The sequence below is a fragment of the Janthinobacterium sp. BJB446 genome (assembly GCF_002735655.1).
Lineage (GTDB): Bacteria > Pseudomonadota > Gammaproteobacteria > Burkholderiales > Burkholderiaceae_D > Janthinobacterium > Janthinobacterium lividum.
Genome location: NZ_PDZK01000001.1, coordinates 1,630,905 through 1,650,782, shown reverse-complemented (window position 1 = coordinate 1,650,782; position 19,878 = coordinate 1,630,905). Strand labels below are relative to the sequence as shown.

General features: G+C 64.6%; 23 protein-coding genes. 11 read left to right on the top strand and 12 right to left on the bottom strand.

Annotated features, from left to right (window positions below):
• Positions 1-39: 39 nt before the first annotated feature.
• Entirely contained in the window at positions 40-1,167 is a 1,128-nt protein-coding gene (locus CSQ92_RS07260; protein WP_257219146.1) for an FAD-dependent oxidoreductase, read from the bottom strand.
• An 89-nt stretch (positions 1,168-1,256) separates the two neighbouring features.
• Between CSQ92_RS07260 and CSQ92_RS07255 the strand changes: the two genes are divergently transcribed.
• Entirely contained in the window at positions 1,257-1,940 is a 684-nt protein-coding gene (locus tag CSQ92_RS07255) for a TetR/AcrR family transcriptional regulator (protein ID WP_099393700.1), read from the top strand.
• Here the strand turns inward: CSQ92_RS07255 and CSQ92_RS07250 are convergent.
• Entirely contained in the window at positions 1,937-2,626 is a 690-nt protein-coding gene (locus CSQ92_RS07250) for an LrgB family protein (protein WP_099393699.1), read from the bottom strand. The two genes, CSQ92_RS07255 and CSQ92_RS07250, sit on opposite strands and share 4 nt — an antisense overlap.
• On the bottom strand, positions 2,623-3,081 hold the full coding sequence (locus tag CSQ92_RS07245) for a CidA/LrgA family protein (RefSeq protein ID WP_099393698.1): 459 nt from the start codon (positions 3,079-3,081) through the stop codon (positions 2,623-2,625). The genes CSQ92_RS07250 and CSQ92_RS07245 overlap by 4 nt, the downstream gene beginning before the upstream one ends.
• Before the next feature lie 103 nt (positions 3,082-3,184).
• On the opposite strand from CSQ92_RS07245, the gene CSQ92_RS07240 reads away from it, so the two are divergent.
• The 7 genes from CSQ92_RS07240 to CSQ92_RS07210 all read left to right on the top strand — a co-directional run bounded on the left by CSQ92_RS07240 (position 3,185) and on the right by CSQ92_RS07210 (position 10,642).
• The gene (locus CSQ92_RS07240) at positions 3,185-4,093 is read left to right on the top strand and encodes a LysR family transcriptional regulator (RefSeq protein ID WP_099393697.1); all 909 of its coding nucleotides are present in this window, start codon (positions 3,185-3,187) and stop codon (positions 4,091-4,093) included.
• Positions 4,094-4,118: 25 nt separating this feature from the next.
• Positions 4,119-4,937, top strand: coding sequence for a glutaminyl-peptide cyclotransferase (locus tag CSQ92_RS07235; protein ID WP_208672405.1), 819 nt, complete (start codon positions 4,119-4,121; stop codon positions 4,935-4,937).
• A gap of 81 nt (positions 4,938-5,018) precedes the next feature.
• A complete protein-coding gene (locus CSQ92_RS07230; protein ID WP_143450305.1) occupies positions 5,019-5,885 on the top strand; it encodes a hypothetical protein in 867 nt (288 codons plus the stop codon).
• On the top strand, positions 5,882-6,529 hold the full coding sequence (locus CSQ92_RS07225; RefSeq protein WP_099393695.1) for a hypothetical protein: 648 nt from the start codon (positions 5,882-5,884) through the stop codon (positions 6,527-6,529). Before CSQ92_RS07230 ends, CSQ92_RS07225 begins: the two co-directional genes overlap by 4 nt.
• A 327-nt stretch (positions 6,530-6,856) precedes the next feature.
• Positions 6,857-8,824, top strand: a complete 1,968-nt coding sequence (locus tag CSQ92_RS07220; RefSeq protein ID WP_257219145.1) for a ferritin-like protein — start codon at positions 6,857-6,859, stop codon at positions 8,822-8,824.
• Between the two features lie 11 nt (positions 8,825-8,835).
• Positions 8,836-9,759: an MNIO family bufferin maturase gene (gene bufB, locus CSQ92_RS07215; protein ID WP_099393693.1), complete on the top strand. Its 924-nt coding sequence runs from the start codon at positions 8,836-8,838 to the stop codon at positions 9,757-9,759.
• Positions 9,749-10,642, top strand: coding sequence for an HvfC/BufC N-terminal domain-containing protein (locus CSQ92_RS07210; protein WP_099393692.1), 894 nt, complete (start codon positions 9,749-9,751; stop codon positions 10,640-10,642). Before bufB ends, CSQ92_RS07210 begins: the two co-directional genes overlap by 11 nt.
• Before the next feature lie 50 nt (positions 10,643-10,692).
• Here the strand turns inward: CSQ92_RS07210 and CSQ92_RS07205 are convergent, their stop codons facing one another.
• From CSQ92_RS07205 to CSQ92_RS07170, 8 genes are all read right to left on the bottom strand, one after another.
• Positions 10,693-10,941 carry a DUF3297 family protein gene (locus tag CSQ92_RS07205; protein WP_010398340.1) on the bottom strand — a complete coding sequence of 83 codons (249 nt, stop codon included), beginning with the start codon at positions 10,939-10,941 and terminating at the stop codon, positions 10,693-10,695.
• Between the two features lie 131 nt (positions 10,942-11,072).
• Positions 11,073-12,845: an ABC transporter ATP-binding protein gene (locus CSQ92_RS07200; RefSeq protein ID WP_099393691.1), complete on the bottom strand. Its 1,773-nt coding sequence runs from the start codon at positions 12,843-12,845 to the stop codon at positions 11,073-11,075.
• A complete protein-coding gene (locus CSQ92_RS07195) occupies positions 12,842-13,396 on the bottom strand; it encodes a hypothetical protein (RefSeq protein ID WP_099393690.1) in 555 nt (184 codons plus the stop codon). Before CSQ92_RS07195 ends, CSQ92_RS07200 begins: the two co-directional genes overlap by 4 nt.
• Positions 13,396-13,917 carry a MauE/DoxX family redox-associated membrane protein gene (locus CSQ92_RS07190; RefSeq protein ID WP_099393689.1) on the bottom strand — a complete coding sequence of 174 codons (522 nt, stop codon included), beginning with the start codon at positions 13,915-13,917 and terminating at the stop codon, positions 13,396-13,398. Before CSQ92_RS07190 ends, CSQ92_RS07195 begins: the two co-directional genes overlap by 1 nt.
• Positions 13,911-14,777 carry an SDH family Clp fold serine proteinase gene (locus tag CSQ92_RS07185; protein ID WP_099393688.1) on the bottom strand — a complete coding sequence of 289 codons (867 nt, stop codon included), beginning with the start codon at positions 14,775-14,777 and terminating at the stop codon, positions 13,911-13,913. Before CSQ92_RS07185 ends, CSQ92_RS07190 begins: the two co-directional genes overlap by 7 nt.
• Entirely contained in the window at positions 14,759-15,772 is a 1,014-nt protein-coding gene (locus CSQ92_RS07180; RefSeq protein ID WP_099393687.1) for an ATP-grasp domain-containing protein, read from the bottom strand. Before CSQ92_RS07180 ends, CSQ92_RS07185 begins: the two co-directional genes overlap by 19 nt.
• A 68-nt stretch (positions 15,773-15,840) precedes the next feature.
• Complete coding sequence (locus CSQ92_RS07175; RefSeq protein ID WP_099393686.1) at positions 15,841-16,026, bottom strand: hypothetical protein; 186 nt, start codon at positions 16,024-16,026, stop codon at positions 15,841-15,843.
• A gap of 189 nt (positions 16,027-16,215) precedes the next feature.
• Positions 16,216-16,404, bottom strand: coding sequence for a hypothetical protein (locus CSQ92_RS07170; RefSeq protein WP_034786916.1), 189 nt, complete (start codon positions 16,402-16,404; stop codon positions 16,216-16,218).
• Between the two features lie 303 nt (positions 16,405-16,707).
• Here CSQ92_RS07170 and CSQ92_RS07165 point away from each other — a divergent pair, with 303 nt between their 5' ends.
• The 3 genes from CSQ92_RS07165 to CSQ92_RS07155 all read left to right on the top strand — a co-directional run bounded on the left by CSQ92_RS07165 (position 16,708) and on the right by CSQ92_RS07155 (position 18,985).
• The gene (locus CSQ92_RS07165; protein ID WP_052140544.1) at positions 16,708-17,088 is read left to right on the top strand and encodes a hypothetical protein; all 381 of its coding nucleotides are present in this window, start codon (positions 16,708-16,710) and stop codon (positions 17,086-17,088) included.
• 6 nt (positions 17,089-17,094) lie between these two features.
• Entirely contained in the window at positions 17,095-17,424 is a 330-nt protein-coding gene (locus tag CSQ92_RS07160; protein ID WP_070253458.1) for an immunity protein Imm33 domain-containing protein, read from the top strand.
• A gap of 85 nt (positions 17,425-17,509) precedes the next feature.
• Positions 17,510-18,985 (top strand): serine hydrolase domain-containing protein, encoded by a 1,476-nt coding sequence (locus tag CSQ92_RS07155; protein WP_143450304.1) that lies wholly within the window; start codon positions 17,510-17,512, stop codon positions 18,983-18,985.
• Here the strand turns inward: CSQ92_RS07155 and CSQ92_RS07150 are convergent.
• On the bottom strand, positions 18,982-19,566 hold the full coding sequence (locus tag CSQ92_RS07150; RefSeq protein ID WP_099393684.1) for a type 1 glutamine amidotransferase family protein: 585 nt from the start codon (positions 19,564-19,566) through the stop codon (positions 18,982-18,984). The two genes, CSQ92_RS07155 and CSQ92_RS07150, sit on opposite strands and share 4 nt — an antisense overlap.
• Positions 19,567-19,878: the final 312 nt, after the last annotated feature.

Here is a 19,878-nt window from a genome sequence, read left to right as displayed (position 1 = left end):
CTGGCGTCGGGGTTTGCGCCTCGGGCCTGGTCGATGGCCCTAGACGGGTTCTTGCTGCTGCGCAAAGAAGTCGAGCAGGCTGTGCGGGGCGTCGGCGCCAAAGCACAGGCGAAAGACGCGCTCCGACTCGGCGGCGGCCGCGCTGCTGCGGGCGAACAGCGCCGTTTCGTAGGCCAGCAGGGCCGCTTCCATGTCGTCCGGATGCGCGGCCAGCGCTTGCGCCAGTTCCGCGCCATCGAGCATGGCCAGATTCGCCCCCTCGCCGGCGGGCGGCATCAGGTGGGCCGCGTCGCCCAGCAGGGTCACGCCCGCCACGCGGGGCCAGCAGTGATCGACCGGCAAGGTATGCACGGGACGGGGCATGGGCGGCGTATCTGCATCCGTGATGAGGGCCGTGAGCGCCGGCGCCCAGCCGGCGAACTCCGCGGCGATGCGGGCGCGGGCCGTGGCGGGATCGGTGAAATCGATGGCGGCGAGCCAATCTTCCGGCTTGCTCAGGGCCACATAGGCATGCAGCACCCCGCCGGCTTCGCGGTGGGCCTGGATGCCCTTGCCCGGCGCCAGCGCGAACAGGGCGCCCGCGCCCACGGCTTGCGCGCTGGCCCGATGGCGGCGGTCGCTGTCGTGCAGATAGCTTTCGATGAAGGATACGCCCGAGTACGCGGGCTGCGCGCTCGATAGCAAGTGCCGCACCCGCGACCAGGCGCCGTCCGCGCCCACCAGCAGCGTGCTCGCAGCCGTCGCGCCATGGGCAAACTGCAGCAGGTGGCGGCCGCCGTCCTGCACGGTGACGCCGGCCAGCTTGTGTCCCCAGAGCACGGCGCCAGCCGGCAGAGTGTCAAGCAAGAGATGGCGCAGGGCGCCCCGGGGCACTTCCGGCCGGCCGCCCGTGCCGTCGTCGCCTTCATCGAGCAGGACCGTTCCGTGCTGGTCGAGCACGCGGCTGGCCTGGCCGCCCGCATGGATGAGGGCGCGAAACGCGTCGTGCAGGCCGGCGGCGCGCAGCGCTTGCTGGCCCGTTTCCGCGTGGATATCGAGCATACCGCCCTGACGGCGCGCCTGCGGTGACGCATCCGCTTCATAGACGGTGGCGGCGATGCCGTGGACGTGCAGCACGCGGGCGAGCATCAGCCCGCCCAGCCCCGCGCCGATGATGGCGATATGCATGGTGATCCTTGAAGGTGGTTTTAAAATGGAACTGGAACGTCGTTCCACAGGAATTTTGCGGCAGGCCGCCATCTGTGTCAACATAAGCAATGCCCCATACCGTAGCGAACCCACCACGACGCGCCGACTCGCTGACGCGCGACACCATCATCGACGCTGCCATTGCCCTGCTCGACACAGCGGGCGAGGGCGGCCTGACCTTCCGCGCCCTGGCCACGCGCCTGGCGACGGGGGCGGGCGCCATCTACTGGCACGTGGCCGACAAGGACGATTTGTTCACGGCCGCCAGCGACGCCATCGTCGCCCGCGCCATGGCTGCCGCCCTGCAGTGCGATACGCCGCAGGCGGGCATCCGCGCCGTGGCGCTGGCCATGTTCGAGGCGATGGATGCGCATCCCTGGCTGGGTTCGGCCTTGTCGCGCGCGCCGGGCCAGCTGCCCACCGTGCGCATCCTGGAACGCCTGGGGCGGCAAGTGGATGCGCTGGGCGTGCCGCAGGATCAGCAATGGCTGGCGGCATGCACGCTGCTCAATTATCTGCTGGGCGTGAGCGGGCAGAATGCGGCCAATGCCGCCATCGCCCGGGAAAAAGGCCTGGAGCGCGCGCATTTCCTCGACACCATGGCGGGAGCCTGGTCACGCCTCGACGCGCAGGCGTTTCCATTTGCCCGCAAGGTGGCGGGGCAGCTGCGCGCGCACGATGACCGCGAGGATTTCCTGGCAGGAATCGACCTGATCGTGCATGGCATGCAGGCGCTGCAAGCGGGCCGCTAGCCCAGCAGATGCCCCAGCAGGGGCGCCAGCAGCACCGTCACGACGCCCGAGAAAATCATCGTCAGGCTGGCCACTGCGCCTTCTTCCGTGCCGACCCGGCGCGCCACCGACAAGCCAAAGCCGTGCGCGGCCGCGCCATACGGGGCGCCACGGGCGATGCGCATGCGCAAGGGCAGCAGTTTTAAGAGCGGTTTGCCCAGCATCAGGCCGAACAAACCCGTCATCACCACGAAGATACCCGTCAGCTGAGCCGAGCCGCCCATGTGGCGCGACGCTTCCAGCGCGAACGGCGTCGACACGGAGCGCGCCAGCAGGCTGCGCGCCATGTCGCCATGCACGCCCAGAACACTGTCCAGCAGCAGGGTGGCGGCAACCGATGCCACGATGCCGGCGCAGCTGCCCAGGCTCAAGGCCAGCCAGTGCTTGCGGATCAGCTTGCGCTCCTGGAAGATGGGCAGCGCAAACGCGATGGTGGCCGGGCCCAGCAGCCACGGCAGCCAGCGCGTTTCGCCAAAATACGTGGCAAACGGCGTCGAGGTCGCCTGCACGATGACGATCAGTATCGCCGAGGTGCAGATGGCGGGCGTCAGCAGGAAGTGCGGATGGCGGCGGTGCACGGCCTGGTTGGCGTAGAACAGGACCAGGGTCAGCAGCAAAAACAGCAGGGACAGGAGCAGGGTGCTCATGCCTGCTCCCTGGCTGAGCGCTGGCGCCGCAGTGTTTGCAGGCGCAGCTTGCGTTCATAACGGCACACCCATTCCACGGTGAAGGCCGTGGCCAGCATCACGCTGGCAAAGCCCAGGCCGATATTTACGAACAGCATCAGGCCCTGCGACTTCAACAGTTGCGTAAATTGCACCACGGATACAACCAGTGGAATGAAGAACAGCAGCATGTTGGCCAGCAGCCAGTTCGCGCCCAGTTCGATGGCGGCAGGCCGTACCCAGCCCGCCAGCAGCAGGGCCACCAGCACGAACAGGCCCACCACGCCGCCGGAAAACGGCAGGTGCAGGGCGGCAGCGGCTTCATCTGCCAGCCACCAGGCGGCGATCAGCACGCCCACTTGCCACACGGTCTGCGCGGGCCGGCGCCAGACAGGGATGGAGGGCAGGGCGGCGGTGGAACAGTGCAAGGCTTTCACGGCGGGCTTTCAAACGGCTGGGGGAGGTTTTCATTGTAGTGACCGTACATCAAAAGATAAAATGACTTAAACTCATGATTATCATTCGATATTGGAATGCATCATGGATATCCGCTCCCTGCGCTACTTCGTCGAAGTGGTCGAGCAGAACAGTTTTACGCGCGCGGCCGCCAGGCTGCATGTGACGCAGCCCACCGTCAGCAAGATGATCCAGCAACTGGAACAGTCGCTGGACCTGGCCTTGCTGGACCGCGCGGGCAAGCGCTTTACCCTGACGGACGCGGGCAAGGTGGTGCTGTCGCGCGCGCATGAACTGCTGGCCCTGCACGCGGAACTGAAGGTGGAATTGCGCGATTTGCAACATCTGGAACGGGGGGAATTGAGGGTCGGCGTGTCGCCGCAAACCCACTCCACCCTGGCGCCGTGGCTGGCCGAGTACCACCAGCGCTATCCGGGCATCGAGCTGAAGATGTACGAGAGCGGCACGCAAGCGATCGAGCGCGACTTGCGCACGGGCACGGTGGAACTGGGCACCATGCTCGATTATCCGGGCAACGCGGCCACCTGGCAGGATTTCGAGGCGCTGCCGCTCGTGCGCTCGCCGCTGTGCCTGCTGGCCGCGCCCGGTTCGCCGTGGCAGGGACGCTCTTCCGTGGCCCTGGCCGAGCTGGCCGACAGTCCCTTCATCTTTTACGGTGCCGCCTTCGCCCTGAATGACATCGTGCTCGATGCCTGCCAGCGGGCCGGTTTCGCCCCGCGCATCACGGGCCGCAGCGGCCAGTGGGATTTCATCGCCTCGCTGGTCCGCCTGGGCGTGGGCATCTGCCTGTTGCCGAAGATGTATTGCGACACGCTCGAGCCAGCGCAGTTTGCCGTGATTCCCCTGGCCGGTCCGCCCGTGGAATGGAATCTGATGCTGGCCTGGCGCCGCGGCGGACGGCTGTCTTTCGCTGCCCGCGCCTGGCTGGAGCTCGTCAGGGCGCGCATGGCGCAGCCCGGGCGATTACAATAGGCGCTCGCCAACCACCGCCAAGAATATGAAAAATATCGGTAAAACAAGTCTGAAACGCACGGCAGGCTCGCTGCTGCTGGGATTGTTGTGCACCGTGGGCCTGATGAGCGAGATGGGTTATGCCCAGGCCGCCATTCCCGTGTATGGCTATTTCGTCAAGAATACCTATCCGCACGACCCCCGGGCGTTTACCCAGGGCTTGCTGTTCAAGGATGGCCATCTGTATGAAAGCACGGGCCAGAATGGCCAGTCCTCCTTGCGCAAGGTGGAATTGACGACTGGCAAGGTGCTGCAGAAAAGCATGCTCGATAAAAAAGTATTCGGCGAAGGCATCACGGACGTGGGCGATGACATCCTTGGCCTGACGTGGATGTCGCAGACCGGTTATGTGTTTGACCAGAAAACGTTCAAGCTGAAACGCACATTCAGCTACCAGGGCGAAGGCTGGGGCCTGGCCAGCGACAGTCAATTTGTCTACATGAGCGACGGCAGTTCCGCCATCCGCGTGCTGAACCCGAAAACCCTGGCCGAAGTTCGCCGCTTCGAGGTGAAGGCGGAAGGCCGCCCCATCGAGCGCCTGAACGAACTGGAAATGGTCGACGGCGAGCTGTACGCGAATGTGTGGGGCGCGGACGTGATCGCCCGCATCGACCCGGCCAGCGGCAAGGTGGTCGGCTGGATCGACCTGACGGGCTTGCTGCCGCCCGCGCAGCGGGGTACGGCCAATCCCGACGCCGTGCTCAACGGCATCGCCTGGGATGCGCGCGGCAAGCGCTTGTTTGTCACGGGCAAGCTGTGGCCCAAGCTGTTCGAGATCGAACTGATTGAAATCCAGCGCCGTTGATGTTTCCTATCGGACAGTGTTGCTGACGAGGAATCGTTTATCATCCTGATTCTTCGCCCCGCGCGACCCTTGCAGGATGCCATGCCGTTCCTACCTCTGTTGCTACCTTTATGCCGCCTGGCGGCCGCCGTCAGCTTGCTTGCCGCCGTCCTGCCTGCCGCGCAGGCGCAAACACCATACGTGCCGGTGATGAAGCAATACGGCGACTTTGTCGTCACGCGCGACCGCCACGACCCGCTCGTCACCTTGTCTTTCCGCAAGCACGGCTATTGGCCAGGCGGCGCGCGCGAAGTGGTGGAAGTGCGCCCCATCAAGGCCAGGCGCGAAGGCCAGCCCATGCTGCTGGCGTTTACCAAGGGCTATACGGGCCAGGGCACCATCCTCATCGGCGTGCAGAATGGCGAACCGCTGATGCGCCCCGTCAGTCCCATGCAGCGCGACGACATGGTGCGCACGGAACGCGACCCCGAATGGGGCGTGCCGCAGCCGGGTCGTCCCGAGATGCTGCTGTTCGCCCGCGATGGCCGCGCGCTCGATATGGACACGGGCGAGCTGCTGTGGTTTGACATGCCGGGCATCGTCACGGGCGATTACGCGCCCGCCATGCTGGTCTCCGTCTCGCCCGACGGGCGGCGCGCCGCCTATCTGACGAATGCGCTGACGAAGGTAGGGATTATCGTTGCCACGCGCGACGACGGCGTGGCCGGCGTGCTGGCCTTGCCGCCAGATACCCATCAACGGTGGCTGAAGCCCTTGTCGGAAGCCGCTTCCGCGCAGGCGGGCGCCGCCATCAAGGCGCGCCAGGGCCGCACGGATTCGAACCGCATCCGGCGCGAGCTGGAACTGGCCTGGTTCGGCCAGCAATTTCAATGGAAACAAGGCAAGAATGGCTGGCAAGTGACGGGCCTGGGCCTCAGTTCTGCGCCGCCGGAAGGAAAACAGCCATGACAATACCCAAACTCCTCGCCGGCTGCCTCGCCGCCTCCCTGCTGGCCGGCTGCGTGCATGGCGAAATGTTCCCCAAGGATTATCTGGCGCAAGATATCGACAAGCAACAAGCCTTGCTGGAACTGGACGTGGTCTTCGGCAAAGAGCCCGATGACAAGCTGACGTCGAGCGTGACGGCCCGCAATACCGTGGAGTACGCAGGCGCGCCGCACATCGTCGTGCCGTTTTACCAGAAGGGACTCGGCTTCGACCAGGGTTTTGCCGGCACGTATATTTTTGCCGTCGTGTATCCCGTTGCCAAGGTCGAGACGGCCACGGCCAGAAGCCGCGTCTTCGGCCAGAAACTTGACGGCCAGCAGCAGGGCAGCCCCCGCTACCGCTTCCGCGTGCCGGGCAAGGCGCAGTGGAACAGCAATGAAACCTTCATGCTGAGTTTTGAGCGCAAGGGCCGTCGCGAAGAAATCACTTTCCGCTTCAGCAACGAGCAAAGCTGCCCGTCCGCCTTCCTGGCCACCACGCCAAAATATGGCTTCCCCATCAAGGTCGTCGCCACCTTCAAGGAAGATAAAGGCTGCCTGAAAGTATGCGACAGCCGCGACCAGTGGCCCGGCTTTTGCGCCTTCCAGCCGCCGCCCGGCGCCTGACTATCAGCATGCAAGCCACGCGCCGGCGCTTGCCGGTGCGGCGCTTATACACGCGCGCGTTTTGCCGATTCTATTCAATTGTCATCGAATGGCCGCTGAAAACGCCTATTTTCATGGTCCAGGGCTGACTGCCTTACCCCAAGGCCAGCGCATAAATCTTGCCGCAAAAGTATCTTTCTCAGGCGTATGATTTCCTTGCCGTGAACAGCGCACGCAGATGGCGCGGACCGGCCCGATATCCGAAACGCATCCTTCCTGTGGAGATACAGAATGAAAATGCCCGTTTTAGGAAGCACCCAGGCCCCCATCATTAGGCGCCCGCTCGACATGCTGGACACCGACACGGCCGCCGTGCGCGCCATCGCCCAGGCGGCCGTCAGCGTCGAGCTGTTCACCATTCCCCTGTACATGGCCACCATGTACTCGATCCACGGCACGCACCAGATCAACTCGAAAGGCATCACCTACTATGAGGGCCGCCAGTGGCCGGGCATGGGCACCACGGCCCGGCCCGAGCTGAAGGAGCAAAAGGCCTTCAACATCATCTTCAGCGTCTTCATCCAGGAAATGCTGCACCTGCAGATGGCGGCCAACCTGGCCACGGCCATCGGCACGGCGCCATGCTTCACGGGCTCGGAGCTGCAATCGCAGGATCATGGCTGGACCTGCTATGGCAAGGATTGCACGGTGATCCCGCACATCGTCGACTTGCAGGACACGTCCGGCTACCGCCACGTGCGCGTCAACCTGGAAGAGCTGAACAGCAACCAGTGCGACCTGTTCCTCGCCATCGAGCAACCAGAGGAGCAGGCACGCGCCCAGCTGGCCGAGTTCGACAAGCACAACCACACCAAATACTTCCCGGAAGTGCCGCTGCCGGGCTGGACGCCGGGCAAGCACGTGCATGATCTGCCTCTGTTCGGCACCATTGGCTACATGTACGAATGCTATGCGCGCTACATCAGCATCGAATACGCGGATGGCCAGACCCTGTGGCAAAAGCTGTTCGTCAACGGTTCGGTGCAGCAGGACATGTTCAACAGCCAGGTCCAGGGCCATGCGCGGGCGGAATTTCCCAAATTCGATACCTGCTTCGGCCCGCAGGACCAGGATGGCGGCCAGACGGGCTCGTTCAACAAGGCCATCGACATGATGGCGGCCATCACGGACCAGGGCGAGGGCAGCGAAGCGGCCATCCAGCGTTACCGCCGCGATGCGGCACTGCGCCTGAGGGCCGTGCAGCCCGACTACCGCGAAGACCTGGATGCCTTGAAATGCGATTATCCGTCCTACGCGAACAATGGCAAGGATGCCGAATCGCGCGACGCGCAGGCGCGCCACGACAGCGCCCCGTTCGACCACTACGAGCGTTTCGGCCAGGTCAAGGCGATGCTGCCCGTGACTACCTGGGCCAGCTGGCATACGCAGGGCCAGCAGTGGAGCGCGGCCATGCTGACCAACGAACGCTACAACCCGGTCAGCGCGCCGCAGAATATCCCGGCGCCGGCGGCCGTGGCGGGTGCCCTGAACCGCCTGAAGGACGCCAGCGGTACCCTGGAGATGCTGAGCACGGTCGCCACGGGCGCCATCTACGGCATCACTTCCGTGCTGGACAAGTACTGGCAGAACCAGCAACTGGCCTTTCCGTATCCGTCGATGGTGGGCGCGGGCGACCGCATGGCCATCTGCTGGGCCGTGCTGGGCCAGGCGCCGAACCTGGCGACGGGCGTGCCGCTGGCCGAGAAAAGCGTGCTGTACCACGCCTGCCAGGGCATGCACCTGGAAGGCGAGGCCTCGTCCACCTGCGCCGCGCTGGCCGTCTACCATACCTGCCGCGGCTCCAACGGCTGCCATGCCCAGGGCGGCTGCGGCTTTGCCCAGGCCGACACGGGCGGTTCGTCCTGCGGCCACTCGGTCAAGCTGGCTGCGTCGCCGGGCACACCGTGCTATGTGCCGCCACCGCCGCCGCAGCCCGATAAAGTCTACAGCGCGCCCAGCGACAACAAATGCGGGGGATTCGGCGGCTGCGCCGTGCCGATCTCGGCCTCGCAACTGTATCCGAACACGACGGGCAAGGAACCGCCCGAGCCCGCCACCATGACTTTGTACGACTTCGGACCCGCGCCCGAGCACCGCAGCATTCCGCTGGGCCAGAGCATGAGCTTTGCGCTGGGCGACAATGTCTACGACAAGGCCTGGGAAGCCTACGGCAAGGTGATGGCGGCGCGCGGCACGCCGGTGGGGGCGCCGCCGGCGCCCACCGACCTGCGCCTGGCCTTGCCGCCGTCGACCTGATGCGGCACGCCATGCACACGGTAGCGCCACGCCTGGGCTTGCCGCACCTGGGCCTGGGCGTGGGGCTGCGCCCGCCGCACTATGCGCACATCCTGCGCCACGGGCCGCAGGTGGACTGGTTCGAGATCATCAGCGAGAACTTCATCGACAACCACGGCTATGCGCGCCATGTGCTGGAGCAGGTGGCGGCGCAAGTGCCCATCGTCATGCATAGCGTCTCGCTGTCGATCGGCAGCAGCGATCCGCTCAATCTCGCCTACCTGCGCAAGCTGCGCCAGCTGGCCGGCGAGATCCGGCCCGCGTGGATTTCCGACCACCTGTGCTGGACGGGCGCCGCCTCGCTCAACAGCCACGACTTGCTGCCGCTGCCGCTGGACGAGGCCAGCCTGCGCCACGTGGCGGGACGCGTGCGGCAGGTGCAGGAATTCCTGGGCCGTCCGCTGATCCTGGAAAACCCCAGCAGCTACGTGGAATTTGCCCAGTCCAGCATGCCGGAATGGGAATTCCTGGGCCGCCTGGCCCAAGACACGGGCTGCGGACTCTTGCTCGACGTCAACAATGTCCACGTCAGCGCGCATAACCACGGCTATGACGCGGCCCACTACATCCGCCAGTTGCCGCACGCGCACATCGTGCAGATCCACCTGGCCGGCCCCACCGTGTGCGGCGCCGTACTGATCGATACCCATGACGCCCCCGTGCCGGCCGCCGTGTGGCGCCTGTACGCGCTGGCGCAGCGGCTGACGGGCGGCGTGTCGGCCCTGCTGGAATGGGATGCGGAGATTCCCCCGTACCCGCAGCTGCTGGCCGAGCTCGACAAGGCGCGCGCGGCCGAGCGGGGAGAATTCGCCGATGCAGCGCCAGCCATGGCCGGCGCTGCTGCCGCCGTCTCGGCGCCGCTGGGCTTTCACTTGGAGGCGGCCCATGCCCCGTAGCACCGCCGCAGGCGAATCTGGCGAGGCCCGCGTACCGCTGGCGCAATTGCAGGCCTGGTTCCTGACGGCGATGACGGCGCCGGGCGGCGCGGCGCGCGGCGCGCAACTGGCCAGCGAGCGCCATGGCTTGACGCAGGAGCAGGTGCTGAAACAGGCGCGGGGTGGACCGGCTCCGCTGCACATCCATGCGGATGGCTATGTGCAGCGCCTGCTCGAATGCCTGCAAGCCGACTATCCCGTGTTGCGCAAGGTCATGGGTGACGAGCTGTTCGCCTTCTTTGCCCGCGCCTATGTCTGGCGCCACCCGTCCGCATCCGCGACCCTGTACGACCTGGGCGCCGGCTTTGCCGATTTTCTCGCCGCCAGCCAGCATGCCGCCGGCGCGCAGGGCGCCGCCTTGCGCTTTCCCGTCGAACTGGCGCAGCTGGAACGGGCGCGCAGCGAAGCGGGCAGGGCGCCCGGCCTGGAAAAGCTGGCGCGGCCCATGTGGCCGTGCGGATTGGACTTGCTATTGGGAAATGCACCGGCCTGGCGCCTGGCGCCGTGCACACGGCTGCTGGCCCTGTCGTTCCCCCTGTGCGACTACTGGCAACAGGCGCAGGCCGCGCCGGACGACGCCGTGCCGGCTCAGCCAGAGGCAAGTCCCGCCTTTGTCGCCATTTCGCGCATGCATTACCGGCTTGCCATGCAGGATTTGCAGCCATGGCAGTTTTATTGTCTGCAAGCGTTGGCAGGCGGCGCGCCGCTGGCACAGTGCGCGGGGCAGGCGGCGCGGGCTAGCGGCAGGGCGCCGGACGAAGTATTGGCCGACGCCATGCTGTGGCTACCGCTGGCGGCCGCGGCAGGGCTGGTCACCATCGATGTATGCGCAGAAAGCGGCTGACGCAAAAAAGGCCGATGGAAATCGGCCTCGATGACAGCTGAATGCGTTGCTTAGCGGTAAAACGCTTCGACTTTGCCCTTCAGCTTGATCTGCAGCGGACGGCCGCGGCGGTCGAGGGACTTGGTGGAAGCGACCTTGATCCAGCGTTCGCTGATGCAATATTCTTCCACGTCAAGACGCTCCTTGTCGTTGAAGCGGATGCCGACGTCGTTCTCGAACACGGCTGCAACGTGGTAAGGGCTGCTAGGGTCGATCGACAGGCGATCGGGCAATGGGGGTAAGGTGGTGGTATCGTTCATGGGCGTAATTATCGCCCAGAATGCCGATCCAGACAACGGGGTGCGCATGCTTATCTGGCGACCCGCGGCACTTGGCTGGCCCGGCAATGTATTTTCAGGCAAGTCGGACAGTGGCAGCGCATGCTGCCGCCTTACAGCGTTGCCGCACTCGCATGCAACTGCTGGAATTGCGACAGCTGCTGCTGCATCAGCCGCGCATACTGGCCGCCCGCGCGCAGCAACTCGGCGTGCGTGCCTTGCTGGCAAATCCTGCCCTTGTCCATGACGATGATGCGGTCCGCTTTCACGATGGTGGAAAAGCGGTGGGCGATGATGATGGTGGTGCGTCCTTGCATCAGGGTGTCGAGGGCGAGTTGCACCTGCTGTTCGCTGGCGGCGTCGAGCGCGCTGGTGGCTTCGTCCAGGATGAGGATCTTCGGCGCGCGCAGGATGGCGCGGGCGATTGCGATGCGCTGCTTCTGTCCGCCGGACAATTGCACGCCCCGTTCGCCCACCAGGGTCTCGTAGCCGTCAGGAAAAGCTTGAATAAAATCGTGAGCATGCGCCAGACGCGCCGCCGCCAGCATCTCGTCGCGCGTCACCTGGCGGTCTGGCACGGCAAAGGCGATATTGTCGGCGATGCTGCCTGAAAACAGCGCCGGTTCCTGTTCCACCACGGCCATCTGGCGCCGCAGCTGCGTCACGCCCAGCATGCCTGCATCGATGCCGTCGAATTGCAGGCTGCCCGCGTCAAGCTGGTAGTGGCCCAGCACCAGGCTGGCGATGGTGGACTTGCCCGCGCCCGAGGCGCCCACCAAGGCGATCTTTTCGCCCGCCCGTATCGACAGGCTGACGCCGTCGAGGGCCGTGACCTGCGTGCGCTCGGGATACGAAAAGAGCGCGTCGCGTAGCGCGATGTGGCCGGCCAGCGGCGGTTGCGGCGCCGCTTCGGGCACGGCGCGGTGGCTGCGCAGGATCTCGAAGATGCGGTCGGTCGAGCCCATGGTGCGCATCCATGTGTTCCAGAATTCGCTGATGGAGCCGGCCGTGTCCGTCACCATGCTGGCATAGATGACAAAAGCCGTCAGCTCTCCCACGCTCAAGCGGCCCTGGCCGATCAGGTGGGCGCCGAAGCACAGGGTGGTCAGCAGAGCGACAAAAGCCAGCAGCCCCTGCGCGCCCTGGAACACGGCCAGCAGCCGCGTGCCGGCCAGGGACACCTCCAGCAGTTGCCGCATGGCTTGCGCATAGCGGGCCATGGCGCCGCCCTGCTGGTTGAATGCCTGCACCAGCCGGGCATGGGCAAAGTATTCCTGCGCCACCTTGCCGCTGGCGGCCAGGGTGGCGGAAATGACCCGCGAACGCTGCCGGTAATTGCTGCCTGATAACTTGCCGAGATACAGGCTGATGGGGATGAACAGGGCCAGCGGCAGGCTCAGCATGGGTGATAAATGCAGCAGCATGGCGATGCCGCCCAGAAAGACGCATAGCGAGCGCAGGGCATTGGCCGCGCCGATGGTCAGGCTTTCATGCAGGGCCGAGACGTCGGACGTGAGCCGGCTGTTCAGTTCGCCGCCATGGTGCTTGTCGAAGAAGGCGATGGGCTGATTGATCACCACGTCAAACAGGCGCCGGCGCACGCCCATGACGATCATGTGGCCGCTCGACTGCAGCAAATAGAAGCGCGCGGTCGTAATCAGCGCATACAGCAGGCTGAAGGCCAGCATGGTGGCGACCATGCCCGGCGTGACGCCGCGCCGGGTCAGTTCCGCCACGTTGTCGATGAAATACGCGATGGCTTGCGGAAAGGCCAGCTGTGCGCCCACGGTGAGGACCATGCACAGCAGGCCGGCGGCGACGCGCCAGCGCACGGGATACAGCAGGCGCAGGCGTTCAAGATGCGGGCCGACATTCAGATGGCTCATGCGGCGCGCTTCTGTGCCGTCTCGTCAGCCAGTTGCTCGACGAGGGCCAGCCAGTCTTCATCGCCGATCAGGCCGGCAGCTTCCACGCTGCCCTGGTGATTGACGAATACATAGGAAGGCGAGCTCATTAGCGGATTCACGCGCCGGTAGTCGCGCAGCGTCAGCCGTGCCGTGGCTGCCCGCAAGGTGTTGCCGGGCAAAAAGGCGCGCAGGCGGCGGGCCGGCTCTTCGCTGAGCAGCCACAGGGCCAGGCCTGCCTCCCGCGCCAGCGGCAGCAACTGTTCGATGCCGGCCAGCTTTTCCCCGCATTTCGGACAGCGGCTGGCCAGGAACAGCAGCACGGCCGCCTGGCCGCCGGCGCCCGGCTGGAAATGCGCGCCGCCAGCCAGCGGACGGGCTTGCACGGCAGGCAGGGGCTGGCCCGGCTCCAGCGCCGTGGGCGTGATGCGTTCGCGGCGGCTGGCGCGCAGCACGGCCAGGCTGAGCCAGATATTGCCGGCGAGGGCAAACGCCAGCGCCGCCAGCACCAGTTGTAAGGTCGTGGAATCCATCAGTCTGCCTTTGCCAAAGTGGCGATCTCGTGCAGGGAAATCGTGGCCACGCACACGATGGCTGCCAGGCCGGCGGCCAATATGGAAGTGGCGACGGGCAAGGCCGGTGCCTGCGCCAGCGCAAAGTAGGCGCCGTTGATGCCGACCGCCAGCATGTTGCGCAGCAGGTCGTACTGCGACACGGGCCGCGCCGCTTCGCCAAAGCAGCTGCAGCGCACCACGCTGTGCGTGAAGTAGCGGTAGGTCAATATGGCTGTGAGCGTGCTGAGCAGCAATAGCGACAGCAGCATCGGTGTGTGGGTACCGCCGGCCAGCAGCCAGCCGGCCAGTAGCAGTTCTGTCATCACCAGGGCTGGCGCAGCGAATTGGGCTGCGGCGGGCGGTACGCCGAACGAGGCGGCCAGGTTGTCGCGAAAGTCTCCGTAGCTGCGCAGCTTGCCCACGCTGGCCGCCAGCAGCAGCAAGGCGATACAGTAGCGCGCGATGTCGGCCAGTAACGCGGCCAGCACGGACGTCAGCATTGTGCGCTCCACAAGGGCGCGAAGCCGCCCGGACGCTGGCGCCGCAGCTGCACGCCGTCGCGCGACGCCAGCAGGGCATCGTTCCACGGCTCGTCTGGCGCGCTGCGCAAGGCGCCGCCTATGCTCGCCTGCAATTGCGTCGAGATGGCCCAGCCCAGCCGTTCGGCGTGGATATCGCGCGCCATGTTCAGGCCCAGCTGGGCAAGCTCTTCGCGCGTCAAGGCATAGTTATGCGAGTGATAACCCGTCACCAGTTGTGCGACGATGGCGCGCCGCGCCTCTTGTGTGGCATCGGGCAATTGCCAAGCCAGCAATTCCTCGCCGATCTGCGCCAGTTCCAGGGTGGTGCGGTAGAAGGCCGTCAGGGAAGGGGGGAAGATGCTGCCGCACAGCAGGGACAGCGATTGCTGGCGCGCCTCGCTGGCATCGACGCCAAACCACTGCTGCGCCATGTCGCCGAACACCTTGATGTCCAGGCTGGACATCGAGCCGCCGTCGGCGCCATCGAGCTGCGGATCGATGGGCGAGAACAGGGCCAGGTCGCCGGCGATGATCTCGTCCGCGCCCAGGGCCAGCAGGGTGGCGGCCGACTGGCAGTGGAAGGGCACGATAAAGCTCAGGTGGCGCGCATGCTGGCGCAGCAGGATGGCGATGCGGCGCGCCGCGTTGACGATGCCGCCGCGGCCGTGCAGCACCACGTCGAGGCGCGCCACGGGGCCGATGCCCTGGCACAGCTCGTACAGGGCGGGCAGCAGTTCCATGTCCAGGTGCGAGGCGGCCAGGACGATGGCCCGGCTGTCGCGCGCCTGTTCCAGTTCGCGCAGCCGGACGGGGATCTGGTTCAAGTCTGGCTGCGGCATACGGCTCCTTCGATCAGGGCTGCGGCCACGCTTTCCAACATGGGCAAGGCAGGCACCAGTTGTTGTACATACAAGAATTGACCAACAGGATTGTTTTCCAGGAAAACATACTCGCCCCCGGGCGTGACGATGAGATCGAGCGCGCCATATTCGAGGCCGTAGCTGTGCACGAAAGCGAGGCAGCGCTGCTGTATTTCCGCTGGCAAGGTGCATGCTTCATAGCGGATGGGGGCCGACATGTCGCGCGAGTCGATGGCCGTGCGCGCATCGTCCTGGGAATACAGGCGCGCGGCAAACAGTTGCTTGCCGATCACGGTGATCCGCAGTTCGTATTGCTTGGCGATATATTCCTGGAACTGGCAGCTCAGTTCGCTGACGGCGTCCAGGCTATCGAGCATGGCATCGTCGACGATGGTGGTGCCGATGCCGGCGCTGACCCTGTCAACGTCCTCGACCGCTTCGGCGGCCAGGCTGGGCGTCGACATGCTCTTGAAAATGATGGGGCCTTTGATGGCAGCCCGGAAAGCGCGCACGTCGTCGGGCACGTTGGTGATCACGGTGGCGGGCACGCGAAAGCCAATGCGCGCGGCGCGCGCAAGCTGTTCGCCTTTCCATTGGGCGCCGCGCAGGGCCAGCGGATGGCTGAGCCAGTAGCAATCGAGCCCGTACAGTACGCTGAAGATGGCTTGTTCCGTTTCCAGCTGCGCGTAGGCGCGCTCCTGCGGCGTCAGGTCGGCGCTGGCGTAGGCGTAGTCGGCCGCCTTGCGCAGCCAGACGGCGCCCACCTGCTGCAGGTCAAGCCAGTCGCCATCGGGCAAGTGGCGCAGGCGCGCGCTGGCGCGGCCGTCGTGCAGGCGCTGGCACAGCTGATAATCGCGGGGAAAGGCGTCGAGGTCGATACGGAAGGGGGCGTGGCCGCGGGCGGCGAGGATGGCTTCGACCAGGTCGGCGTGCAGATCGCCGCTATGGCTGATAATCAAAACCTTTTTGTGCATGTCGTGGGCTTGCGGTAAAGGAAGGTGAAAAAGCCTTGCCGTGGCAAGGCTTTCAGCTGGCGAACGTATCAGCAGAACTCGCCGCCGTCACTCGAACCGATACGCGAATAGCGGTATTGCTCCTCGCTGTCGACAGCCGTGCAGCCGGCCACGGCGACGCCATCGCGTACTTTCCAGAGCGCAGGATGTGCTGGCTTTTCTTCTTCCTTTTTTTCCGCCAGTTTGAATGCGAACAGTTTGGTTTCTTTTTGCATGAGATCCTCTATTAATGGTGGTGTTCCGATTTTTACCGATAAATACTTATTTTAAAAAATGGAAACTTTAATTGAAAGGTGTTTGTATATGCATTGCGCGCGGGATAGCCGCACCGCACGGCGCCAATTTGAATACGGGGGAATATATGAAACCCCCACGCCGGGCGGGGGGGTATGGCGTGCCGGGTATCAGCAATACTGGCCGCTGTCGTTGGGCTTGAGGCGCGAAGAGTCGCGATATTGATCATGGGTGCCAACGGCGGTGCAGCCGGCCACGGCGACGCCGTCGCGCACCTTCCAGGCGGTGGCGGGCGCTTCCTGTTTTTGTACCTGTTTTTCAGCCAGTTTGAATGCGAACAATTTGGTTTGGTTTTGCATTGTACTATCCTCTTGTGATGGTTAAGTACTGCTTGCGCTGTATGCCATGGTATATGGCCATTCGATATTAGCGCCTGAATAAATAAGCGTCAACTTGAAAATCAATCGTATCCGCGGTTATATTTTTCAAATACTCACCAAATATCACGCGAGCCATTTATGTTATTGCAGTGCGATAAATAATAAGCGCGGCACTTTAATTAATCGGCACGGTGCTCAATTATTGATGGCAAACGGATCGAGCATTCCCGCGGCGACGCACTATAATGGCGCCTGTTGAATGGATAAGGCACGACGTACTCTATGGAAATGGCCATCACAGACAGCCTGCGGCAGCTGGCATACGCGCAGGCCGCCGCCTTCGTGCAGACGCTGGACGGGCGCGATCCTGTTGCACTGCAGCGCGACTGGGGCTTGTCGCCGGGCGTGGCCGACGAGATCATCGAGATGCTCGACAGTTATTTTGCGGCTAGCCAGACATTGTCCCTGGCGCCGCTGGCGCAAGCCTTCGTGCCGGGCAAGGGTGGCCGTCCCGCCGTCGACGTGTATGCCACCGACGCCGGACCGCTGGGCCTGGAATGCCTGCTGCTGGCCGACGGCAAGCCGGGCGAAGCGACCTTGCACCTGGAAATGTCCGGCCACGACGGCGCGCTGCGCCTGCATTACCACTACATCGGATCCTGAAACACCATGACTGAACTGATCAGCGAAACACAACGGCGCATCTGCGACAAATTCGGCTTGCCGGCCCAGGCGCCCGAGCCCATGGTGGCCCTGGCCATCGCCAGCCTGGCGCAGTCGCCCATCTACGGCACGCGCATCGCGCTGCCGGAAAACGGCACCATCAGCTGGTTCATCCATTGCGGTGAGCACGACGATGCCAGCGGCTTTTACCAGCCCCTGCATGCGGACCACCTGCACGAACTGCTGCCGCAGGTGGTCGATTACCTGGCCTTGCCCAGCGGCGCCAAGTTCATTCTCGACCGGGAAGGGTATGAAGACGTGTGGCTGGAAGAGTAACTTTCTGAACGGCAAGATTATCGTTGACGTTGATAAATAGGTATGGGATGCTGCGCTTCCGTTTTCTCCTGTCGAAAGCCACATCTTGAACCCACGCTTCCCGTCTGTCCTGCTCCTCATGGCGCTTGCCGCCGTCCCCGTTGGCGCCGTAGCTGCCACTGCCACTGCCGCCAGCCAGCCGAAGGTGTCCAATGCGGAACAGGAGATTGCCGCCTTCGTACGCAGCGAAATGCAGGAGCGCCAGATTCCAGGGCTGCAACTGGCCGTGATACAGCGTGGCAAGGTCGTACTGGCGCGCAATTTCGGACTGTCCAGCCTGCAATACCAGGTGCCGGTGACGGACGCCAGCCTGTTTTCCATCAATTCGGCAACGAAAGCGTTTGCCGGCGTGGCCGTCATGCAGCTGGTGCAGCAGGGCAAGATCGACCTGGCCGCGCCTATCGGCCAGTATCTGACGGGCTTGCCTTCAGCCTGGCAAGCCGTGACGGTGACGCAATTGCTCAACCATACCTCGGGTTTGCCCGATGTGCTGGACCAGCGCAGCGGCAAACTGGTGGGGCCGCAGCCGGACGACGCCGATGCGGCGTGGACAGCCGTGCAGGCGCTGCCCGTGGAAGCCAAGCCTGGCGAGCGCTACCGCTACAACCAGACCAATTACGTGTTGCTGGCGCAATTGATCGAGCGGCAAGGGGGCCAGCCTTTTACCGCCTTCGTCCAGCGCGGGCAGTTTGACGTGGCGGGCATGCCGCACAGCGGCTTTGGCGACGCGAAGGACGTGGTCGTCAACAAGGCCAGTTCCTACGTGCTGGACAGGGGTGGCAAGGGCTACCGCAATGTGATCGAAGATTTTCCCGTGTTCATGCGCGCCGGCGCCGGCATCAACAGCAATGCGGGCGAACTGGCGAACTGGCTCATCGCGCTGCAGTCGGGGCGCCTGCTGGCGTCCGCCAGCGTGGAACGGCTGTGGCAGCCGACCAGCTTGAATGATGGCAAGCCGGCGCCGTGGGCGCTGGGCTGGCCCACCATCGGCCGCGATGGACACCGTGCCGTGGCCGGCATCGGCGGCGCCCGCTCAGCCTTTTATGTGTATCCGAACGATGGCCTGGCCGTCGTTATCCTGAGCAACCTGGCCGGCGCCCAGCCGGAACAGCTGATCGATACCGTCGCCGGCTTTTATCTTCCCGCCCTGCGCCAGCAGCGCGGCGGCGCGTATGCCGCGCACCTGCTGCGCAACAAAGCGGCCAGCGCTGGTTTCGATGGACTGGACAAGAAACTGGCGGCCATCCGGCGCCAGCATGGGCTGTCTGCGCCCACCGACGATGACTTGAATGCCTGGGGCTACCGTCTGCTGCGGCGGCAGCAGCCGAAACAGGCGGTAGCCGTCTTCCAGCTCGGCGTGCAACTGTACCCGCAAGGGGCAAATGGCCACGACAGCCTGGCCGAAGCATACGAGGCGGACGGCGCCAAGGCGCTGGCCATCACGCATTACCGCCGTTCGCTGGAACTGAATCCGGGCAACACGCACGCCGTGGCGCGCCTGCGCGTTCTGGATGCCAACTAGCGCACTGCCTGGGCTGCCTTGCCGTGCTCGGCGCCGTGCATGGCCAGGTAAGCCGTCAGGTTGTCATCAGCTATGCCCAGGGCGCGCAAGACCTCGGCCGTAAAGCTGACGGGCGCCGTGCCTGGCGCCGTGATGACGCGCTGGTCGGCCACGGCCCACGGCACATCCTGGTACAGGGCGGCGCCCGCATAGCCGGTATCCTTCAGGTTGCCGGCGGAATTGGAGGTGTGGCGCACAGTGTCGAGCACGCCCGCCTGCGCCAGCACGCGCGTGCCGTCGCAAATGCCGGCCAGCACGATATTCCTGTCGCGGGCCGCGCGCAGCAAGGGGGAGAGGTCGGGCGCCTTGCCGCTTTGCCAGTGGCTGCCGCCACATACCATCAGCAAATCGAGTTCATCGAGCACAATCTCTTCCAGCGCCAGTTGCGGTGTGACCAGCATGCCGCCGGATGAGGTGACGGGCAAGCCGCCGGGCGTGGCGAACTGCGTGTAAAAGCCGTAGTACAGGCGCGCCGTGGAATTGATCAGGGCGGTTTCCCAATCGGCAAAGTTCTCGGTCAGAATGGTGATGGCACGTGTCATGAAAAGTCCTGTCGCAGGTGGAGATATCGATAGTACAGGCTGGCTAGCCTGCTGGTGCCGAAAGCATAATGAAAAGCACTGACAATTTCTGTCAGGAGCGAGCGTGACTGATGCGCCGCCATCAGGGGCCGTGTTTATTTTGGCATGCGGCCGAATCCCAATGCGGTTTTACAGGCCACGTTTGCGACAGATCAAGCAAGGTCAAGACCGACCGTGCGGCCCCGCTGCTGTTCGTTTCCGGCCATGGACAGGAAGCCTTTACGTCCTTGCAGCGCTTCATGAATGGATTGCGGTAGCCGCCGCCAATGAAAA

Coding starts and splice junctions, on each gene's coding strand:
- CSQ92_RS07260 (WP_257219146.1), bottom strand. CDS start 1,167: ATGCATATCGCCATCATCGGCGCGGGGCTGGGCGGGCTGATGCTCGCC.
- CSQ92_RS07255 (WP_099393700.1), top strand. CDS start 1,257: ATGCCCCATACCGTAGCGAACCCACCACGACGCGCCGACTCGCTGACG.
- CSQ92_RS07250 (WP_099393699.1), bottom strand. CDS start 2,626: ATGAGCACCCTGCTCCTGTCCCTGCTGTTTTTGCTGCTGACCCTGGTC.
- CSQ92_RS07240 (WP_099393697.1), top strand. CDS start 3,185: ATGGATATCCGCTCCCTGCGCTACTTCGTCGAAGTGGTCGAGCAGAAC.
- CSQ92_RS07235 (WP_208672405.1), top strand. CDS start 4,119: ATGAAAAATATCGGTAAAACAAGTCTGAAACGCACGGCAGGCTCGCTG.
- CSQ92_RS07230 (WP_143450305.1), top strand. CDS start 5,019: ATGCCGTTCCTACCTCTGTTGCTACCTTTATGCCGCCTGGCGGCCGCC.
- CSQ92_RS07225 (WP_099393695.1), top strand. CDS start 5,882: ATGACAATACCCAAACTCCTCGCCGGCTGCCTCGCCGCCTCCCTGCTG.
- CSQ92_RS07220 (WP_257219145.1), top strand. CDS start 6,857: ATGCTGGACACCGACACGGCCGCCGTGCGCGCCATCGCCCAGGCGGCC.
- bufB (WP_099393693.1), top strand. CDS start 8,836: ATGCACACGGTAGCGCCACGCCTGGGCTTGCCGCACCTGGGCCTGGGC.
- CSQ92_RS07210 (WP_099393692.1), top strand. CDS start 9,749: ATGCCCCGTAGCACCGCCGCAGGCGAATCTGGCGAGGCCCGCGTACCG.
- CSQ92_RS07205 (WP_010398340.1), bottom strand. CDS start 10,941: ATGAACGATACCACCACCTTACCCCCATTGCCCGATCGCCTGTCGATC.
- CSQ92_RS07200 (WP_099393691.1), bottom strand. CDS start 12,845: ATGAGCCATCTGAATGTCGGCCCGCATCTTGAACGCCTGCGCCTGCTG.
- CSQ92_RS07195 (WP_099393690.1), bottom strand. CDS start 13,396: ATGGATTCCACGACCTTACAACTGGTGCTGGCGGCGCTGGCGTTTGCC.
- CSQ92_RS07190 (WP_099393689.1), bottom strand. CDS start 13,917: ATGCTGACGTCCGTGCTGGCCGCGTTACTGGCCGACATCGCGCGCTAC.
- CSQ92_RS07185 (WP_099393688.1), bottom strand. CDS start 14,777: ATGCCGCAGCCAGACTTGAACCAGATCCCCGTCCGGCTGCGCGAACTG.
- CSQ92_RS07180 (WP_099393687.1), bottom strand. CDS start 15,772: ATGCACAAAAAGGTTTTGATTATCAGCCATAGCGGCGATCTGCACGCC.
- CSQ92_RS07175 (WP_099393686.1), bottom strand. CDS start 16,026: ATGCAAAAAGAAACCAAACTGTTCGCATTCAAACTGGCGGAAAAAAAG.
- CSQ92_RS07170 (WP_034786916.1), bottom strand. CDS start 16,404: ATGCAAAACCAAACCAAATTGTTCGCATTCAAACTGGCTGAAAAACAG.
- CSQ92_RS07165 (WP_052140544.1), top strand. CDS start 16,708: ATGGAAATGGCCATCACAGACAGCCTGCGGCAGCTGGCATACGCGCAG.
- CSQ92_RS07160 (WP_070253458.1), top strand. CDS start 17,095: ATGACTGAACTGATCAGCGAAACACAACGGCGCATCTGCGACAAATTC.
- CSQ92_RS07150 (WP_099393684.1), bottom strand. CDS start 19,566: ATGACACGTGCCATCACCATTCTGACCGAGAACTTTGCCGATTGGGAA.